The organism is Polynucleobacter necessarius (genome assembly GCF_900095185.1).
Classification (GTDB): domain Bacteria; phylum Pseudomonadota; class Gammaproteobacteria; order Burkholderiales; family Burkholderiaceae; genus Polynucleobacter.
Map to the genome: position 1 here is coordinate 1167717 of NZ_LT606948.1, position 16133 is coordinate 1183849.

The 16133-nt window shown below is 44.7% G+C and carries 20 protein-coding genes and 2 pseudogenes; 14 read left to right on the top strand and 8 right to left on the bottom strand.

The window, feature by feature from the left end:
• Positions 1–81: 81 nt before the first annotated feature.
• Positions 82–201, top strand: a complete 120-nt coding sequence (locus tag DXE31_RS12905) for a hypothetical protein (protein WP_415077845.1) — start codon at positions 82–84, stop codon at positions 199–201.
• Between the two features lie 24 nt (positions 202–225).
• Here DXE31_RS12905 and DXE31_RS06690 read toward each other — a convergent pair whose 3' ends face one another.
• Genes DXE31_RS06690 through DXE31_RS06710 form a run of 5 tightly spaced genes read right to left on the bottom strand, consistent with a single transcriptional unit; the run spans position 226 to position 5684 of the window.
• Positions 226–1014, bottom strand: a complete 789-nt coding sequence (locus tag DXE31_RS06690; RefSeq protein ID WP_114698269.1) for a 23S rRNA (adenine(2030)-N(6))-methyltransferase RlmJ — start codon at positions 1012–1014, stop codon at positions 226–228.
• 12 nt (positions 1015–1026) lie between these two features.
• Positions 1027–1812: a phosphatase PAP2 family protein gene (locus DXE31_RS06695; RefSeq protein ID WP_114698270.1), complete on the bottom strand. Its 786-nt coding sequence runs from the start codon at positions 1810–1812 to the stop codon at positions 1027–1029.
• Positions 1813–1817: 5 nt separating this feature from the next.
• Positions 1818–3077: a glycosyltransferase family 9 protein gene (locus DXE31_RS06700; RefSeq protein ID WP_114698271.1), complete on the bottom strand. Its 1260-nt coding sequence runs from the start codon at positions 3075–3077 to the stop codon at positions 1818–1820.
• 17 nt (positions 3078–3094) lie between these two features.
• Entirely contained in the window at positions 3095–4138 is a 1044-nt protein-coding gene (locus DXE31_RS06705; RefSeq protein ID WP_114698272.1) for a lysylphosphatidylglycerol synthase transmembrane domain-containing protein, read from the bottom strand.
• A gap of 58 nt (positions 4139–4196) precedes the next feature.
• On the bottom strand, positions 4197–5684 hold the full coding sequence (locus DXE31_RS06710) for a glycosyltransferase family 39 protein (protein ID WP_114698273.1): 1488 nt from the start codon (positions 5682–5684) through the stop codon (positions 4197–4199).
• 281 nt (positions 5685–5965) lie between these two features.
• Here DXE31_RS06710 and DXE31_RS11400 point away from each other — a divergent pair, with 281 nt between their 5' ends.
• Entirely contained in the window at positions 5966–6064 is a 99-nt protein-coding gene (locus DXE31_RS11400) for a DUF3047 domain-containing protein (protein ID WP_231969431.1), read from the top strand.
• A 69-nt stretch (positions 6065–6133) separates the two neighbouring features.
• Here the strand turns inward: DXE31_RS11400 and DXE31_RS06720 are convergent, their stop codons facing one another.
• Positions 6134–8395: a heavy metal translocating P-type ATPase gene (locus DXE31_RS06720; RefSeq protein WP_114698274.1), complete on the bottom strand. Its 2262-nt coding sequence runs from the start codon at positions 8393–8395 to the stop codon at positions 6134–6136.
• 63 nt (positions 8396–8458) lie between these two features.
• Here DXE31_RS06720 and DXE31_RS06725 point away from each other — a divergent pair, with 63 nt between their 5' ends.
• The 12 genes and pseudogenes from DXE31_RS06725 (at position 8459) to DXE31_RS06765 (ending at position 15388) form a co-directional block, all read left to right on the top strand.
• Positions 8459–8632, top strand: a complete 174-nt coding sequence (locus DXE31_RS06725; RefSeq protein ID WP_197712250.1) for a copper chaperone — start codon at positions 8459–8461, stop codon at positions 8630–8632.
• Between the two features lie 166 nt (positions 8633–8798).
• A complete protein-coding gene (gene apbC / locus DXE31_RS06730) occupies positions 8799–9887 on the top strand; it encodes an iron-sulfur cluster carrier protein ApbC (protein WP_114698276.1) in 1089 nt (362 codons plus the stop codon).
• Positions 9888–9968: 81 nt separating this feature from the next.
• A complete protein-coding gene (locus DXE31_RS10385; protein WP_197712170.1) occupies positions 9969–10190 on the top strand; it encodes a DUF3305 domain-containing protein in 222 nt (73 codons plus the stop codon).
• 550 nt (positions 10191–10740) lie between these two features.
• Positions 10741–11067 (top strand): molecular chaperone TorD family protein, encoded by a 327-nt coding sequence (locus DXE31_RS10390; protein ID WP_197712171.1) that lies wholly within the window; start codon positions 10741–10743, stop codon positions 11065–11067.
• 79 nt (positions 11068–11146) lie between these two features.
• On the top strand, positions 11147–11275 hold the full coding sequence (locus tag DXE31_RS12095) for a hypothetical protein (RefSeq protein WP_269460590.1): 129 nt from the start codon (positions 11147–11149) through the stop codon (positions 11273–11275).
• A gap of 116 nt (positions 11276–11391) precedes the next feature.
• Positions 11392–11565, top strand: coding sequence for a hypothetical protein (locus DXE31_RS09760; protein ID WP_162785558.1), 174 nt, complete (start codon positions 11392–11394; stop codon positions 11563–11565).
• 201 nt (positions 11566–11766) lie between these two features.
• Positions 11767–13697, top strand: a pseudogene (locus DXE31_RS06750) (formate dehydrogenase subunit alpha).
• Positions 13698–13724: 27 nt separating this feature from the next.
• Positions 13725–13920: pseudogene (locus DXE31_RS09835) on the top strand (formate dehydrogenase); the annotation flags it as partial.
• A gap of 238 nt (positions 13921–14158) precedes the next feature.
• The gene (locus DXE31_RS10395) at positions 14159–14431 is read left to right on the top strand and encodes a hypothetical protein (protein WP_197712172.1); all 273 of its coding nucleotides are present in this window, start codon (positions 14159–14161) and stop codon (positions 14429–14431) included.
• A 33-nt stretch (positions 14432–14464) separates the two neighbouring features.
• Positions 14465–14743, top strand: coding sequence for a cytochrome b/b6 domain-containing protein (locus DXE31_RS10400; protein WP_197712173.1), 279 nt, complete (start codon positions 14465–14467; stop codon positions 14741–14743).
• 38 nt (positions 14744–14781) lie between these two features.
• Positions 14782–15138, top strand: a complete 357-nt coding sequence (locus tag DXE31_RS10405) for a formate dehydrogenase subunit gamma (protein WP_197712174.1) — start codon at positions 14782–14784, stop codon at positions 15136–15138.
• Between the two features lie 10 nt (positions 15139–15148).
• Positions 15149–15388 carry a hypothetical protein gene (locus DXE31_RS06765; RefSeq protein WP_162785476.1) on the top strand — a complete coding sequence of 80 codons (240 nt, stop codon included), beginning with the start codon at positions 15149–15151 and terminating at the stop codon, positions 15386–15388.
• Between the two features lie 127 nt (positions 15389–15515).
• Here DXE31_RS06765 and DXE31_RS06770 read toward each other — a convergent pair whose 3' ends face one another.
• On the bottom strand, positions 15516–15680 hold the full coding sequence (locus DXE31_RS06770) for a hypothetical protein (protein WP_197712175.1): 165 nt from the start codon (positions 15678–15680) through the stop codon (positions 15516–15518).
• A complete protein-coding gene (locus tag DXE31_RS11405; protein WP_331852037.1) occupies positions 15673–16038 on the bottom strand; it encodes an ABC transporter permease in 366 nt (121 codons plus the stop codon). Before DXE31_RS11405 ends, DXE31_RS06770 begins: the two co-directional genes overlap by 8 nt.
• Positions 16039–16133 lie beyond the last annotated feature (95 nt).

Below are 16133 nucleotides of genomic sequence, written 5' to 3' on the forward strand. Positions count from 1 at the left end.
AATCAATCCACTTGTACGACTTCGTCAAATTTCTATAGCGAAGAAAAAGTAGCTGAAAAAACATTGGAGCTAGAGCAGTGGATGAAAACTCGTCAGCTCCAGAGCGCAGGAGCGCCGAATTTTGCACGCTATAATCTATCTTGGATATTACCCTTTATGCCTCGAAATGAGGTGATGATTAATTTGCGCGATTCATTCTGAGCTTCCAAAGCTCTTTAGTAAGAACTACCCACCACCATTAATTCCAATGACTTTCGTTAGTGTAGGGAGTACTTGAGCTAAGTGTTTTTCTAGAGTCCATGGTGGATTTATAATGAACATACCACTAGACTGTAAGCGTCGCTCACCAGGGGCATTTTCAACGCGCAACTCAGTATTCAGCCAAGATCGTTTATGGTTTGCAGCAATTTTTTTTAAAAAATCGGGTAGGGCGGCAGATTCTCGTCTTGAGATCGCTGGGTACCAAATGGCATAGCAGCCAGTGGCAAATCGAGTGAGCGCTTCTTGCATCGCAGTCTCCAGATAGCGATAGTCCTGTTTGTCTTCGTAGGAAGGATCAATCAATATTAAGCCGCGCCGACTTGGCGAAGGTAGTAAGCCTTTGAGGCTGGCAAAACTATCTTCTGCATAGACGTCAATTTGTTTTGATTGCTTTAATTGATTGACGTTATGACGCAATAAGCGTGCCAACATAAATGGCGATCCGGGATAATTATCAAGCCGTCCTTCCACCTTTTCAGTATCAATTTGCTTTAAATATGCTTGAATACTCTCTGGGGGTATCTGCAAGCAAGTTTTAATATATTGCTTAAGGCGAAAGATGCCGCCATCCGCCTCCTTGCTAACGGTTGAAAATTTATCCTGTAGACTGTAAATGCCAGCGCCTGCATCTGTATCTACGATAGTAAGTGCGCCCGATTTTTCTTGGAGATATTGAACCAAATGTATCAAGGTGAGATGCTTGAGAATATCTGCATGACTACCTGTATGAAATGCAGGTCTATAGCTAAACATAGCGACGCGTACTCACAGTGTTCGCGACCTAGATAACTGCGCTTTGCCAAAAAATATCAGCGTAGTTATCAAAACTGCAATGGAAGCATATTGCAGAGGTTGATTTAACTCTAGATCCATAACTTGAGTAATATGAGCATATATGGATACCAGGCCACTAATAGCAATAAGGCGAGGCCAAATCTTATTTGGCTTGAGAGTGGCCTCAGGGAGAAGGTTGGCAAGTAATGCGCCAAACATTCCACACCATATACCTAAGCCAGCGCCAGCCAATACATCTGTAAACCAATGTGCCCCAACAGCATTGCGTGAAAGTCCTACCAAGGCAGCAAGAACAAATAAAACAAGGAGAGGTTTACGCTTGCCTTTATTGACAGAAAAATAGAGGCCAGTAGCTACTGCGAATGCGGTAAGAGTATGTCCGGAAGGCAATGCCTTATGAAGCAAAATGTCACCGATCCGATAAAAGCTACCCTCTGTTAGAACACCGCCAGGTCTGGGAAGGCTAAAAAAAGTTTTTAAAGGGGTGCTTATCAAGCCTGCAAGAGCTCCAGAAAAAATGCCCGCCGATAACATTCTGGGTGCTATCAGTAACAGGGGGAATGCAAATGCAAATACACCCCAACCATTGCCGAAAAAAGTAAGCCAGGTCCACAGGTTATCGGGTAACTGCTGTGTTAGTTGGTTAATGAACAAAAAACTACTACTTTGAAATTCACCAAAGTAAATTATACCTGCGAGAGTCAGTGGAACCAGCGGAACAAACCAAGCAAATGTCGGTATTGCATTTTTATTCATTCAGCTTAACTAGCCTTTGCTTGATCGGAAGCCTGTATTTGTGTGATGACTTTGTCTAGCACTTGTGAAACTGTGATTGCTTGCATACACACGTTATCCTGACACGGGGTCTTGCGATGATTAGCAGCACTAACGCAAGGAGAGCAGGCTAAGTTAGCGGTGATAGCAATTGAATTACCAACTGAGCCATAAAGAGCTGGAGTTTCAGGCCCAAATAGAACAACCGTACGTAATGGAGTTGCTGCAGAGAAGTGGCCTGGGCCAGAGTCATTGGTCACCATTACATCTGACAGGGTATATAGAGGTGGTAACTCAGTAAAACTTACCTGTCCAGCAAAATTCAGTGCATTTTTTACATTAGCTACAGATCGCACTTTTTCTGCATAAGAAATTTCATTAGGAGATCCTGTAATTAAGATAAGGTCGCTTGAAAACTGTTGATGAAGCGCTTGAATGAGCTCGGAAAAGCGCTGTTGGGCCCAGCGACGTTGCGGCAAGAGATCGCTGGCATTAGGGTTAATTAAAATCAAACGATTTTTTCCTAAGGTGTAATTAATTCCAGCATCATGAGCGAGTTTTTCAATGCGATGACGAACCTTTTCTAAGGAGTCTGGATTGAGGATGGCTTGCTCTAGGCGAACTTCTGAGTCTGGGATCTCAATTTTGCTGAAAGGAACCTCAATCTTCTGCGCAAAGGCAGCATGAATCAGCGAGAGGAAATTCTTGGTAATATGAATGTGTGGGTTGTAGTGCACTTTTCGGGTCAGCATAAATCCACGCCATAGCCCTTCTCCATGAAAAATGTGATAACCCACGCGTCGGCGTGCTCCGCACATACCTGTTAGTAGTGCTGTAAAACGGGAGAACAACTCTAAATCAATTACTGTATCAATACGGTGAGTGCGAGCTAACACTAAAAAACGCAAGGTATCTTTAACTAACCTACTTAAACTTGATGCATCAATTGTGAAAATATTCTCTGGCTTAACGGTATTGAGCAAAGTGAGACTGGCGCGATTGTTCTTAAAGATTAAGAAAAACAACTCTGCTCCACGTGCTTGAGCATTACGCATTGCTGGGTCTACCAAGATTGCACTACCCATTTCAGAGAGTTCAATGAAGAGCATTTTTTTTGGCGTCTCTGGGCCGCGACTGACCATATTTTTGATGCCATCTATCAAGGCGACAAATGGGCTAACGACTGCACAAAGTGGAACACCAACCCAATGGTCAATTGCGCGCATAGTGTTGACGCTAATAGTCATAGTTTTACTCTACTGAATTATTTTCGTTTTAATAAAAAATAGGCGCCCGGCAAAACGGATAAAACAGTAATTGCTCCATAGCTAATAGAAGCAAGCACCGTTAGAGAAGGATTTACTCCCCATAGCGCCAGGACAGAAGAAAGCGTGGCTTCACGAAGTCCCCAGCCAGATATACTGATTGGCAGCATGAGTAACAAGCTTAATGCGGGCAGGCCAATCATCAAACCCTCTATCGGAGCATCGACACCATATGCTTTTAGACAAAAGAGCAAAGTCAAAATTGTCAAAAAGTGAATGCCAATTGCCAAAAATGCTTGAACAATATTGTTGGGCCAAGCAAATGCAAGCTTGATCCCTGGCATAGCGTTATTCATATTGAAGCGATCCAAAAGCTTGTGTAAAAGTTTTTGACTGGGACTCCAAGCCAAAAGCAGGGAGATTGCTCCTCCTGCCAATAACATAACGGACATCACCGCATAGCCCAGGTCTTGACCCCATGCGGCTAAAGTAGCGCCGCCTAAAACTAAGCCAATGCCACCGAGTAAATTATTTCCTGCTAAGCCTAAAAGGCGATCAACCAAAACCATTGAAAAACTGAGGCGTAATTTAGATGTGGCATGTTCAAGGTCTACTAAGTGGTGTAATTCCTCATCAAGTTCCTTGGTTTCGGATGGATTACCTGTGCTTGTCAGGTGAGTTGCTGTAATAGCACGATAGCTATCACCACCTACTGTGCTTGGCAGACCCTGATTAATCAGACCGCCTGCAAAGTAGAGTCCAATATAGGAGCGAATGCGACGGGGAAATCCTACGGCTTGCATAAATAATCCCCAGCGATATCCTCCGCAAATATAGGCGCATATCATGCTTCCTAGTGCTGCTAAAAACCAAAGCGGTTGCATTTGAATATGGGTGTCGAAAAGCGAGTACCAATCAATTCCGCTGGTTGCTTTCCAAAGCAATGCAATCGAAAGTAAAACGCGAATGGTGGGCCAAGTTCGTTTGAGAATGGTTGTCCACCCCGATTGGGTTTTTGGGGTGGGTTGGGCTTGTGAACTCATATGCGTAAGGATAATGCCTTGAACCCATAAGGTCTTGAATTTGAGGGAATTACTCTATTCAGTTGGGTCCTTGCCAGTTGCTACAAAGGCTAAAGTCAAATTTTGACAAAATTCGACCAAATCGCTTTATTTCGAGACTATCGATGGCCTCGCATGTCTCAAAGCTCGATTTCTCCCCTATTGGCTTAGCGTGCGGCATCTCAGACCATTGAATTAGAAGAACAGTTGCCCCAATTGGTAGTTCACCAAACCAGAGGTCAAATTGATCTTGCCTGTGGTCTAAAACAAATACTGGGGTGGGGGATGCGTACCAAGCAGCGCGACTACCTAATGTCCAATTCTGTACGGCAATACCATCAGCTTTTGTGGCTTTCGTCAATGCAGCAGATTTTTGACCTGCTAATTTCCAGCCATACAAATCAGCAATAGGATTTGATTTAATTGAGGCTGAGCCAATACCTCCAGATAGCACATACCCAAAGCCAATGCAGCACAGAACGATTTGGGTAATCAGGAAGAAGCGAATCCATTTGCGGTGTTGTGTGGCCCAAGCTTTAGCTAAACCGATACCCGCAAAAGGTGCAAGACAAAACCATGCGGGTGAAGTCCAGTGCGGAAGTCCCCCTCCACCAGACAAGCCAGTAAAAACTGCAAATGGAATGGCAAAGAAACCAAGAAGAGCAAGCAAAGAAATTTTGCTCGCATGCATAGAGTCTTTTAAAAAGACAACACAGCCAAAAATAAAGAGGGGGCCAAAGACTAAAATTTGAATGCTGGTGTAAGCTGCCAATCTGCGCCATAGCCATTCTCCTCCGCCTCCATGGGCAAGCTGGTATTTAAATGAAATCCAATCGTTGACCCAATTCCAATAAAGGACGGGGGTAATTAGTAATAGGGCGATTACCAGTGCTAACCAAAAGCCTACTTTTGTGAGCCATGCCTTTCTTGGTGAACTCAGCAATACCAATACAAATGCAATCGCAGTAAATGCAGCAGTGTATTTACTTAATCCCGCTAAGCCGAACAAGATTCCCGTGAATATCCAATCGCCTGTGCTGAATTGATCTTTACTTAGCCAACGAAGAGTCATCCACATCAATCCAAGGCTTAAAGGAGTAAGTAAGGTATCTGGTAGTAAACCAATTGCCAAAATGTGCAACATGGGCGCAGCAATAACGGTGAGGACTGCTAGAAGTCCACATAAATTTGCCGATGGTAGTGCGCTTGTCAGGTAACCTGCATGACGACCTTGCATTAAATGATGTAATTCAATGGTGACTTGATAAACCAAGTAAGTAGAAATGATCCACAATAATTCTGGGACAAGACGGATGACACCTTCGGATGAAGTGAGGGCAACTATTGGCCACTGTATCCAACCAACCATGGGCGGGTGATCAAAGTAACTCCAGGCTAGGTTTTGGGCATACAGCGCATAGTGAGCCTCATCTACTGAAAACTCGATAGAAAAGCCTAAGGCCAGATGAATAACTGCCGCAATAAAAGCGCAGATGATGGCCAAGCTTGAGGGTGATTGATGACGCATGTTGTAATTTTAGACTCAGAAAGGCCAATCTTTGGGACAATTAAAGTATGTATAAGCAAGCTCTACTGTCCGTTCTAAAGTTCCTCTTAGTTAGAGCGTCCATATTCTTGGTTGGATGCGCTGGTCTGAGCGGCGATTCTGTTCAGAATGAAGCTGGACAACCTTTTAATGCCGAGCAATTACCTTGCTCAAGAGAAGTTGCCAAAGTTCTCTGCCGAGACTGTGGCGCGACTTAGCGGAGGATTATAAGCGCGCCCCCCTATGGTGAGGCGCCAGGGGAGGTGATTAGGATCGCTTTATTAGCAGATACAGACAATACAAAGTCTGAAGCTTGTGCTTTTTATGGTGATATTGAATTGATTCGCAAGCACCCAAAATGAAAATCAATCCCGACACCAAAGATTTAATCGGGCTTTAAAGATCAAGATCTTCAGTAAACAAAAGTTTATTTAATGATGTGCAGGGCGCCAGCGCTTTAGTAGTAGTGCGTTACTAAGAACGCAAAAACTAGAGAGTGCCATAGCGCTGCCAGCTAGCATCGGCGAGAGATAGCCTAGCGCTGCCAGTGGGATACCAGTAGCATTAAAGACAAAAGCCCAGAATAAATTTTGCTGGATTTTTTTCCATGTTCGTTTGGAGATATCTATTGCATTTGCCACTAGAGTAGGATCGCCTCTCATGAGGGTAATACCAGCTGCTTGCATTGCGACATTGGTACCAGTGGACATGGCCATCCCAACATCTGCAGTTGCTAAAGCAGGAGCATCATTTACGCCATCACCTACCATGGCAACATAATGGCGTTGACCCTCGTTTACTTTTAGTGAGCGAATAACTTCTGCCTTATCGCCTGGCATGATTTGTGCATAGATTTCTTCAATTCCAATCGAGTTGGCAACGCGATTGGCCGCCGCCAAATTATCTCCTGAGAGCATTACTGCACGGATATGCAAATTATTAACTGCTTCTTTGGCAGAATCTTTTATCTCGTCCCCAAATGCAATGATGGCGATTGGCGATGACGTTGTTTCGTTATTCATTAAAACTGAAACAGTTTGCCCTGCATCAAAACATTTTTGCGCCTTACTCAGTATTGCCGAGAGATGATGGTTGTCTTTTAGGGAGGCAATGCTTTGTAGACTCAGACTTTGGCCTATCAAAATGCCTGAACTAGGTTTACCGCTGATCCCTATGCCAGGTAAAGCCTTGCTGTCTCTTGGGCTGATGGGATTAAGACCGTTTTGCTTAGCGGCATCTAATAAGGCTCTTGCAAGCGGATGCTCGCTTCCAAGTTGAAGGCCTGCCGCACTAGCAAGAATATCGTTTGTGGACAAAGAAGGATTGATTGGAATAATCTCCAGCAATCTTGGTTTGCCGATAGTGAGAGTGCCTGTTTTATCGAAGGCAACTATCTGCAATCGATGTGCTAACTCAAGAACTTGAGGATCTTTAATTAGAATGCCAAATCGTGCTGCTACCCCGGTGCCAGCCATGATTGCTGCTGGGGTAGCTAGACCGAGAGCACAAGGACAAGCAATTACAAGAACTGAGACTGCTCTGAGAATAGCAAGAGAAGCTGAGTCTAAATAAAGCCAATTCGCCAAGCCAGTGATGAGTGCAATCACGATCACGCTCGGAACAAAAATGGCGCTTACTTGATCCACTAATTTTTGTATTGGTGCTTTTTGGGTTTGAGCTTTTTCTACTAGAGAAATGATTTTCGACAGCACACTCTGAATACCGACTGCTTGTGCCTCGATTACTAATACGCCCTCCCCATTGAGAGAGCCACCAATAACATTTTGATCAATATGCTTTTTGACTGGATTACTCTCGCCTGTGAGAAGTGATTCATCCACATGACTGTTTCCAAGCAAAATTCGACCATCTACGGGCACACGTTCGCCAGGCAGAACTAAGACGCGATCTTTTGGAAAGACCTGATCTAAGGGGAGGTCACGAAATTGATCCAATGGAGCGCTTTCGCTAATGACGATCTCTCGCGGCAGTACTTTGGCGTGTTCGGGCCAGAGCTTTTGTAATGCACGAATTGCTTCACTCGTCTGCTGTTTTGCTCTCGCTTCTAACCACTTGCCAAGTAGGACCATACAAATAATGACGGCCGATCCCTCAAAGTAAAGCTCATGCGTTGCATGAGTGGCAATCATCATCTGATACATGCTGAGGCCGTAGGCAGCGCTAGTGCCCAGAGCCACTAAGAGATCCATATTGCCTACTCCAGACATCACGGATTGGAAGCCTGCTTTATAGAAACGCCAGCCCAAAAAGAATTGGACCGGGGTAGCAAGTAGTAATTGCCATTTAGCAGAGAGGGCCCAATGAATGCCAAAAGGCATGAGTAGCATCGGCAAAAACAGTGGAGCAGAGAGGGCAAATCCTAATAAAACACGACCTAATCCGTCTGAGCCCCAAAATAAATTAAAGGGGGCTAGCTCTCGAACCGTATGAGGGGAGCTGATTTTGGCTGAATAGCCTGTTTTTTGTACACGAGCAATGACTTCATCAATGCTGACGTGAGAGTTGCTAGCTAAGCGAATTTTTGCCTGTTCGGTGGCTAAATTCACACTTGCAGCTTCCACCCCTGGAATCTTATCTAGCGCCTTTTCAACCCTTCCTACGCAAGAGGCGCAAGTCATGCCACTTATATCTAGAGTCAATAGCTCAGAATTAGTCTCGTTTTGGGCGCTCATATAGAAGATAATCTACTCCATGCAAGCCAAATTCACTATATGTTCAGTTTAAAAGTATCTGGTATGACCTGTGGAGGCTGTATTAACGCTGTCACTAGGGCAAAATTCAAGCGGAAGATCCTCAAGGCTATCGTCACAGCGGATTTAGCTACACAGACTGTAAATCTGCAAACTATCTTATCTGCTGAGCAAGCAGGTCAGCTCATCACAGATGCAGGTTTCTCAGTTGCGGCATAGGGTGTGAAGGCTCTATCGAGGGGGTGCTAAAGATAGGGTACTGAGCTGGATCAAAATAATCCCACACTCAGCAAGTTTTGCCCGCTACGCGTAAGCTTGCTCTAATTGAAGAAAAATATCAAAACCTAGATCAGTGTTCTAAGTTTATTTATATCAGGAGAATGTAGTGTCAGTTACAACAGAGTCCGTGCAGGCTGTTCTAAAAAACTTAGTGGATACCAATACTAAGATTGATTACGTTAGTGCAAAAAATATTAAAAATCTTAAAGTAGAAGACGGTGATATATCTTTGGATATCGTTTTGGGATATCCCGCAAAAAGTCAGTTTGATGGGATGCGAAAATCAGTTATTGCAACCTTACGTGGATTGCCTGGTGTCAAAAATGTCAGTGTTAATGTGAGCAGTCAAATCGTTGCTCATGCTGTACAACGAGGTGTGAAGCTATTACCAGGCGTCAAAAATATTATTGCTGTCGCTAGCGGAAAGGGCGGTGTTGGTAAATCAACAACGGCTGTTAACTTAGCATTAGCGCTTGCTGCCGAAGGTGCTCAAGTCGGTATTTTGGATGCCGATATTTATGGACCGAGTCAGCCCATGATGTTGGGTATTACCGGAAGACCAGACTCAATTGAAGAAAATATGATTGAGCCTATGGAGGGACATGGTCTACAAGCGAGCTCAATTGGTTTTCTGATTGACGATGATGCGCCGATGGTTTGGCGTGGTCCAATGGTCACTTCAGCTCTTGAGCAATTGCTTCGTCAGACTCGGTGGCGCGACTTGGATTACTTAATCGTAGACATGCCCCCAGGGACAGGGGATATACAGCTAACCTTGGCGCAGAAGGTTCCCGTCACTGGTTCAGTCATCGTGACTACACCCCAAGACATTGCCCTGTTAGATGCGCGTAAGGGTTTGAAAATGTTCGAAAAGGTGGGCGTACCGATTATTGGCACTATTGAAAATATGAGTACTTATGTTTGCACGAAATGTGGACATGAGGAACATGTATTTGGTACTGGTGGCGGCGAAAAAATGTGTACAGAGTATGGAGTGGATTTTTTAGGTGCGCTTCCTCTTAATCTTTCTATTCGTGAACAAGCGGATGCTGGGCGTCCAACCGTTGTCGCGGATCCTGATGGAGCCATTAGCGTAATCTATAAAGGCATTGCTAGACAGGTTGCTATCCGGGTTGCTACTCTATCCAAAGATATGAGCAGTAAATTTCCTAACATTGTGGTTCAAAACACCTGAGGACTTATGCGTTTTGCAGTATTAATGCGTAAACAAAACTTGGATAACCCATAGGTTTCATACCGCTGGGCGCCTCAAGAGGTGTTGCCAGACTATGGGCAATTTAATCCTAACTCAGGTAACTCCATTACTGGCCAGTTTTTAGGTCGTGACGAAGGCGGTGAGTTATGGTTATTGACTGGTTATGAGCTTGATCTTTTTCCGGATGAAGCTGAAGGCTACTACCTAAATGTTTCTGCGACACTCCCTAGCTGGTTGTGTGATGTAGCGCCTCGAGAAAGAGATAGAGCGTTATGTAGATAGCGAATCGCTTGTTTTAGCTAATGCTGAATCAAGCTTTGCCGTGCTTCATTGCAGACTCAAATGCAAAGTGATTTAAGATCCTCACAGCAAAATACATCTAATCCATTGGATGAAATGCCAAATGAAATATCAACAGATCCAGAACAGAAAAAACTTAAGAAGATTGCGTATGAGTCAAAAATTAGTCTGTAATTGCAATGGCACCATGCCGCTGGATGCAAAAGCGCTGGGTGTGCCAATGCACACCTCATTGTGTCGACAAAGAAGTAGGATCCTTTTTAAAGTCCCTAGACGGTTTAGATTCAGTAGTGGTGGCCTGCACCAAAAAAGCCAAATTATCGGGACCGAAGATCGCTGCGTTATTGGCATTAGCTGACATGCCTGAAGCAGAGCCTGTGTCGGTAGTGAGCTACGAAAGTCACGGTAGGTTGCTGATTATTGACGCTGGATCGCAAGCAATTCCTTGGGCTGAAAATCTCAGTTCATCTTTAGACGTTTCTGTTTTATGCACCGAGCCTGGTATATGGCCTGATCGCTCGTTTTTTTTCAGATGCCGCCAGATCAGGCGCTTTTGGATCAAATTGCGGCAACAGCCGATCAAGGTGAGGCTGCAAATGATGCGCCTTTGGCTAAAGCGTGGATGGGTGTGGTGGAGGTTGCAAAGAACAATCCTACTAAGGATTGGCAGGATGAGTTTGATTTGAATTTCATCAGCGTTGGCAAGCCCAATATTATTCTAAATGGTGCCTGCTATATGGCTGGGCATCTGAATGAAAAGCCGTTGGTCAACATTCGTAGAGCTTTGGAGACTTTTGGTCTTGAGGCCGCAGAGGATGTCACTGAAAGAAACGGAGGACTATATCTCGGCCCTATGTGAAGTGTGATGCGTGATTTGATCGCAGGTGATGATGTCGAGGTTTCTAACCTTACAAATCAGAGGGTTTTTTAATGAACACATGCGCCATTGGTATGATGAATTATGCGATGCAGTTGAGGGTATTCCAGAGATGCGCCTCTACCATCCGATTGCCGTGCTAACCAGAGACTTCCTAGCGATCGAAGGTCAAAGCTTTGACATGATTTGAAGCGATTTAAATCCTATGGAAAACCCTGCTATGGATTTGAGTCTTACATCAATGCTAAAAATGCAATTACATACTACACTTGACCGAAATCAAGAATCAACACATAGGAGCAAGTCATGAGCACTAAATCCAAAGTTGCTTTAAGCGCAGAGAACAAACCGGCACGCCGTAAATTTTTTATTGGAGCAGGTGCAACAGTCGGTGCAGTTGCTGTTGCTTCTCAGATTTCAGTTGGTAAAGCGGTGATGCAGGAAAGCGGTAGTACCGTTAAACCAAATCATGATGGATAACAAATTACAGCGCACATGCGCAAGCATTATGAATCTACCAAGATTTAATTATTCGACCTCGCTTGTTACTCAATAAATAAAAAACTTTCTCAGGGACAACATATGAGTCTGATTCGTAAATCAAATACCCCATAAAGCAGTCGTTCTGCATTTCATCTCATCGGTCGCCGCTCGCGTGGCTTGAAGTCTGCGGTTCCAACCATGGATCGACGTACATTCTTAAATGTACTCTGGAGTTGGCATAGGTGCTAGTATTGCAGCTAGTCAACTCAGTATAATGCAAAAGGCGGTAGCTGAGCCAAGCAAGGCAATGCTAAATAGCAAAAAAGGCAAGATCGACGTCAAGCGCACAATCTGTACTCATAGCTCAGTAGGTTGCGCTACTGACGCGACTGTTGAGAATGGCGTTTGGGTTCGTCAAGACTCCGTATTTGATTCGCCAATCAAAATGGGCGCTTTATTATGCGACCATGGTCATGGTGACTACCGTCTACGTTATCTAATGAAATTGGTCGATGGAAAATACCAGCGCATTTCATGGGATCAGGCTCTTAATGAAATTACCGCGCAGATGAAGAGTATTCGCGAGAAATATTCTCCAGATGCGATGTTCTTCATTGGATCTTCTAAGCACAAGAACGAACAAGCTTGTTTAATGCGTAAGTGAGTTTCTTTCTTTGGAACAAACAACACAGACCATCAGGCTCGTATTTGTCACTCAACCACAGTTGCAGGTGTTGCAAACACCTGGGGCTATGGGGCGCGATGACCAATAGCTATAACGCGACATGATCAATGCCAAGGCCGCTTTGTATATCGGCTCTAATGCGGCAGAAGCCCATCCAGTTTCCATGTTGAGTCTGTTGCACACTAAAGAGAATGGCTGCAAAGTCATCGTCGTTAATCCTCGTTACACCTGTACGGCGACAAAGTCAGATCAGTACATCCGCATCCGTTCGGGTACAGATATTCCTTTCTTACAGTGGCGTGCGAAAGTTATTGAGCCATTGTTCGAATCTATGCCTGATCATGTGATCATGCAAGCATTTGCTGACCGTCTTGGTTTTGGTCAAGAGTTGTTTAAGAATTACAAAATGCTCAGCTCAAAATTTGCTGGTAAGCAGTGGGGAGAGCCGCAAATTGAAGATATCTTGCGTGAAATCAACCGCTCTGTTTGGACCATTGGTTACACAGGTCAAATTCCTGAGCGTCTGAAAGCGCATATGAGAATGGTTGCAACATTTGATCCAAAGACCTTGAAGTCACGCGGTGGGGTTGATCTAGTTACTGGTTATGACACCACGGGTGATTATTATGGTTTGCCTTGGCCTTGCTACGGCACCGCTGCTATCCAGCAGCCTGGATCACTGAATCTCTATAACACCAGTAAGAGTGTGATGGAAGGTGGCGGCAATTTCCGTGCGAACTTTGGAGTAGAGCGTGAAGGTGTAAGTTTACTTGCTGGTGATGGTTCTTATTCAAAAGGGTCGTGATGAAGAACGGTTGCCATCCATTTGGTAATGCAAAAGCACGCGCTATTGTCTGGAACTGCCCCCGATGCAGTTCCGATTCACCGTGAAGCGCTCTATGGTACTAATGAGGCGATGATGCGCAAGTATCCAACTTCCGCAGATAAGAAGAATTTCTGGCGCTTACCTACTCTCTATAAGACTGTTCAAGATCAAAACTTGAATGAGAAGTTATATGGAAAGTTCCCAATCATCTTGACTTCTGGTCGTTTGGTTGAATACGAGGGTGGCGGTGACGACACTCGTTCTAATCCATGGTTAGCCGAGCTTCAGAAAGAAAACTTTGTGGAGATCAATCCTAAGGCAGCCGCAGATCGTGGCATCAAGAACTGGGATTACGTTTGGGTTAAGTCTCCAATTGGAGCCAAGATCAAGGTGCGTGCTTAGGTAACAGAGCGCGTTGTGCAAGGAGCCGCCTCCATTCCTTTCCACTTGGCAGGATAGTGGCAAGGTAATGACTTGCGTAAATACTACTACCCAGAGGGTGCGGCACCGGTTGTATTGGGCGAGGCGGTCAACACTGCGACTACCTATGGTTACGATCAGGTAACGATAATGCAAGAGACCAAAACCACTATATGTCAAATCGAGAAATTTGCCTAAGTCAAAAAATAAAGTCAGGAGAACACAATAGCAAGAATGAAATTTATTTGCGACACAGAGCAATGCATTGAATGCAACGGTTGTGTCACCGCTTGTAAGAACGATAACGAAGTCCCTTTGGGTGTGAACCGTCGCCGTGTGGTTACGGTAAATGACGGCATTATTGGGTCAAGAAAAATCAATCTCAGTCGCATGTATGCACTGTAGTGATGCTCCTTGTGTGGGTGCTAATAACGGATTTATGACTAAGAATTGGACGCCAGGCAATCAGGCTAGCTGGACAGAGTCGGTTGATAAGCGCACTCATAGTCAAAAGGAATGCAGTCGCGTTAAGTGATCCACTAAATAACAATAAATAAAATGAATACGTTTAAGGACATGTGTATGAAACAATCATTTTCTAAAGTTCTACGCACTTTGGTGGTGACTGCAGGTTTGTCACTGACCTTTTGGTAAGTGGAATGGGTTTTGCGGAGCGCGCACCGATGGCGCCTGTGTCATCTCCTAGCGGAGTAGATATGCCACCTCTTTCTGTGCCAGCTAATCCCAATAGTTTGGCAAATGGGACTCAGGCACAAGCACAGCCAGCAAATTCATCTATTTTTACCTCTGCCAACAGTGATCCGTATCACTACGTCAGCATCCCCGACAAAGAGGCTAGCGTATTGATCCAGCGCTCTGGTCAACAATGGCGTTTGATTCGTAACGGTGCAATCACTGTTTATGGCGGTTAGTTACTCGCACTTGCTTTTTTCAGCGTACTTGCGATGTATACCATTAAAGGCTCACTCAAGTTGCATGAGCCAATGTCGGGAGTCAAAATCAAGTGCTTGAGTGTTTGTGATCGTCTTGTTCACTGGTTGATGGCATTTAGCTTTTTGGCCGTAGCCTTTACTGGCTTATTAATCCTGTATGGCAAGTACTTTGCTATGCCAATTATGGGTGGTCCAGCTTATGGCTCGTTCTTGGACGTTTGCAAAAATATCCATAACTTTGTGGGCCCTCTGTTTACGATTTGTATAGTAGTTTTTTCTTGTGATTTGTAAGTAAGAACATCCCTGGTAAAGGCGATCTGAACTGGATATTGAACTTTGGCGGTATTTTGAATGGTAAGCATGTACCAGTTGGCTTCTTTAACTTCGGTGAGAACTTCTGGTTCTGGTTTGGTATGACATTTTTGGGTCTGGTGATATCTGGTTCAGGCTTTGTTCTCGACATGATCGTGCCATTTATGACTATCGAATACACCCGTGACACTATGCAGATCGCCAACATTCTTCACAGTAGTGCTGCGATCTGGATGACTGCACTGGCGATGGGACATATCTATATCGGTACGATTGGTATGCAAGGCTCAATCGATGGCATGAAGACTGGTTATGTTGATGCGACTTGGGCTAAAGAGCACCATGAGCTCTGGTACGACAAACTGAATAAATAAGGACATGGCCATGAAAAAGATCATTGCTTTTATATTCTGCGCATTTGCCGGTGCTGGTTCAGTGGTGATGGCGGCATTACCTCCATTAACTCCTAAGCAGGCAGAAGCTGCTGCATTAACCAAAGCAAAAGTTGCCTACGGCGATAGAATGGGCGCGTACCAACTTTGCCAAGCCCAAAACCGCAGTGGTCGACTGCAGCTCCCGCTGCAGCGCCTGCGGCTCAGTAATCAGTCGGCTAGCAACTCTTGATGTAGATAGCGATTAGTAGTCGTAGAGGCTTTGATCATCGGCGTGTGATGTCAAACCAAAGCTGTCTTGGTATTGAAAGAGTAATTAACCGTCCCGCTATCAGGCCTGATCAGGCCATCTAATAGTTTTAAAAAGGTGGTTTTCCCGGCTCCACATTGGGTCCAATGCAGGCAGTAATTCTGTCTGCTGGAACAATAGCATGCGGGATATTGAGGATAGTTCTGCCATTGCTCTTAACAATGATGTCTTTGAGTTCGATGTATCTCTCGAATTGGTGTAGTGCGTTAACCATAGCGACGCTCTGCAATTTGACGCACTACGAATGTAAATAAGTTTGCAAGTAAAACAATTGCCAGCAAAACAATTCCTAGGGCAAGCGCCAAGGGAAGATCTCCCTTACTAGTTTCTAGCGCAATGGCAGTAGCCATAGTTCTCGTTGAGCGGTTAATATTGCCGCCGACAATCATAACTGCACCAACCTCTGATATCGCCCGGGTTAAACCAGCTAGCACAGCAATGGTCAGCGAAAAGCGACAGGCCCATATTAGCCACTTAAATCTGGATAAGGGTGGTAGCCTCAAGCTCATGAAAGAATCACGATGAATCTTCCAAGAATCCTCGAGTATTTGTCGGCTGAGGGCGGTTATCAGTAGGGTACTTGAGCTATACGATCATCCCTTTCACCGTAAAGGGTCATCCCCAGGCGCCTAATGGGCCGGTACGCGATAATATCACACAGGCATAC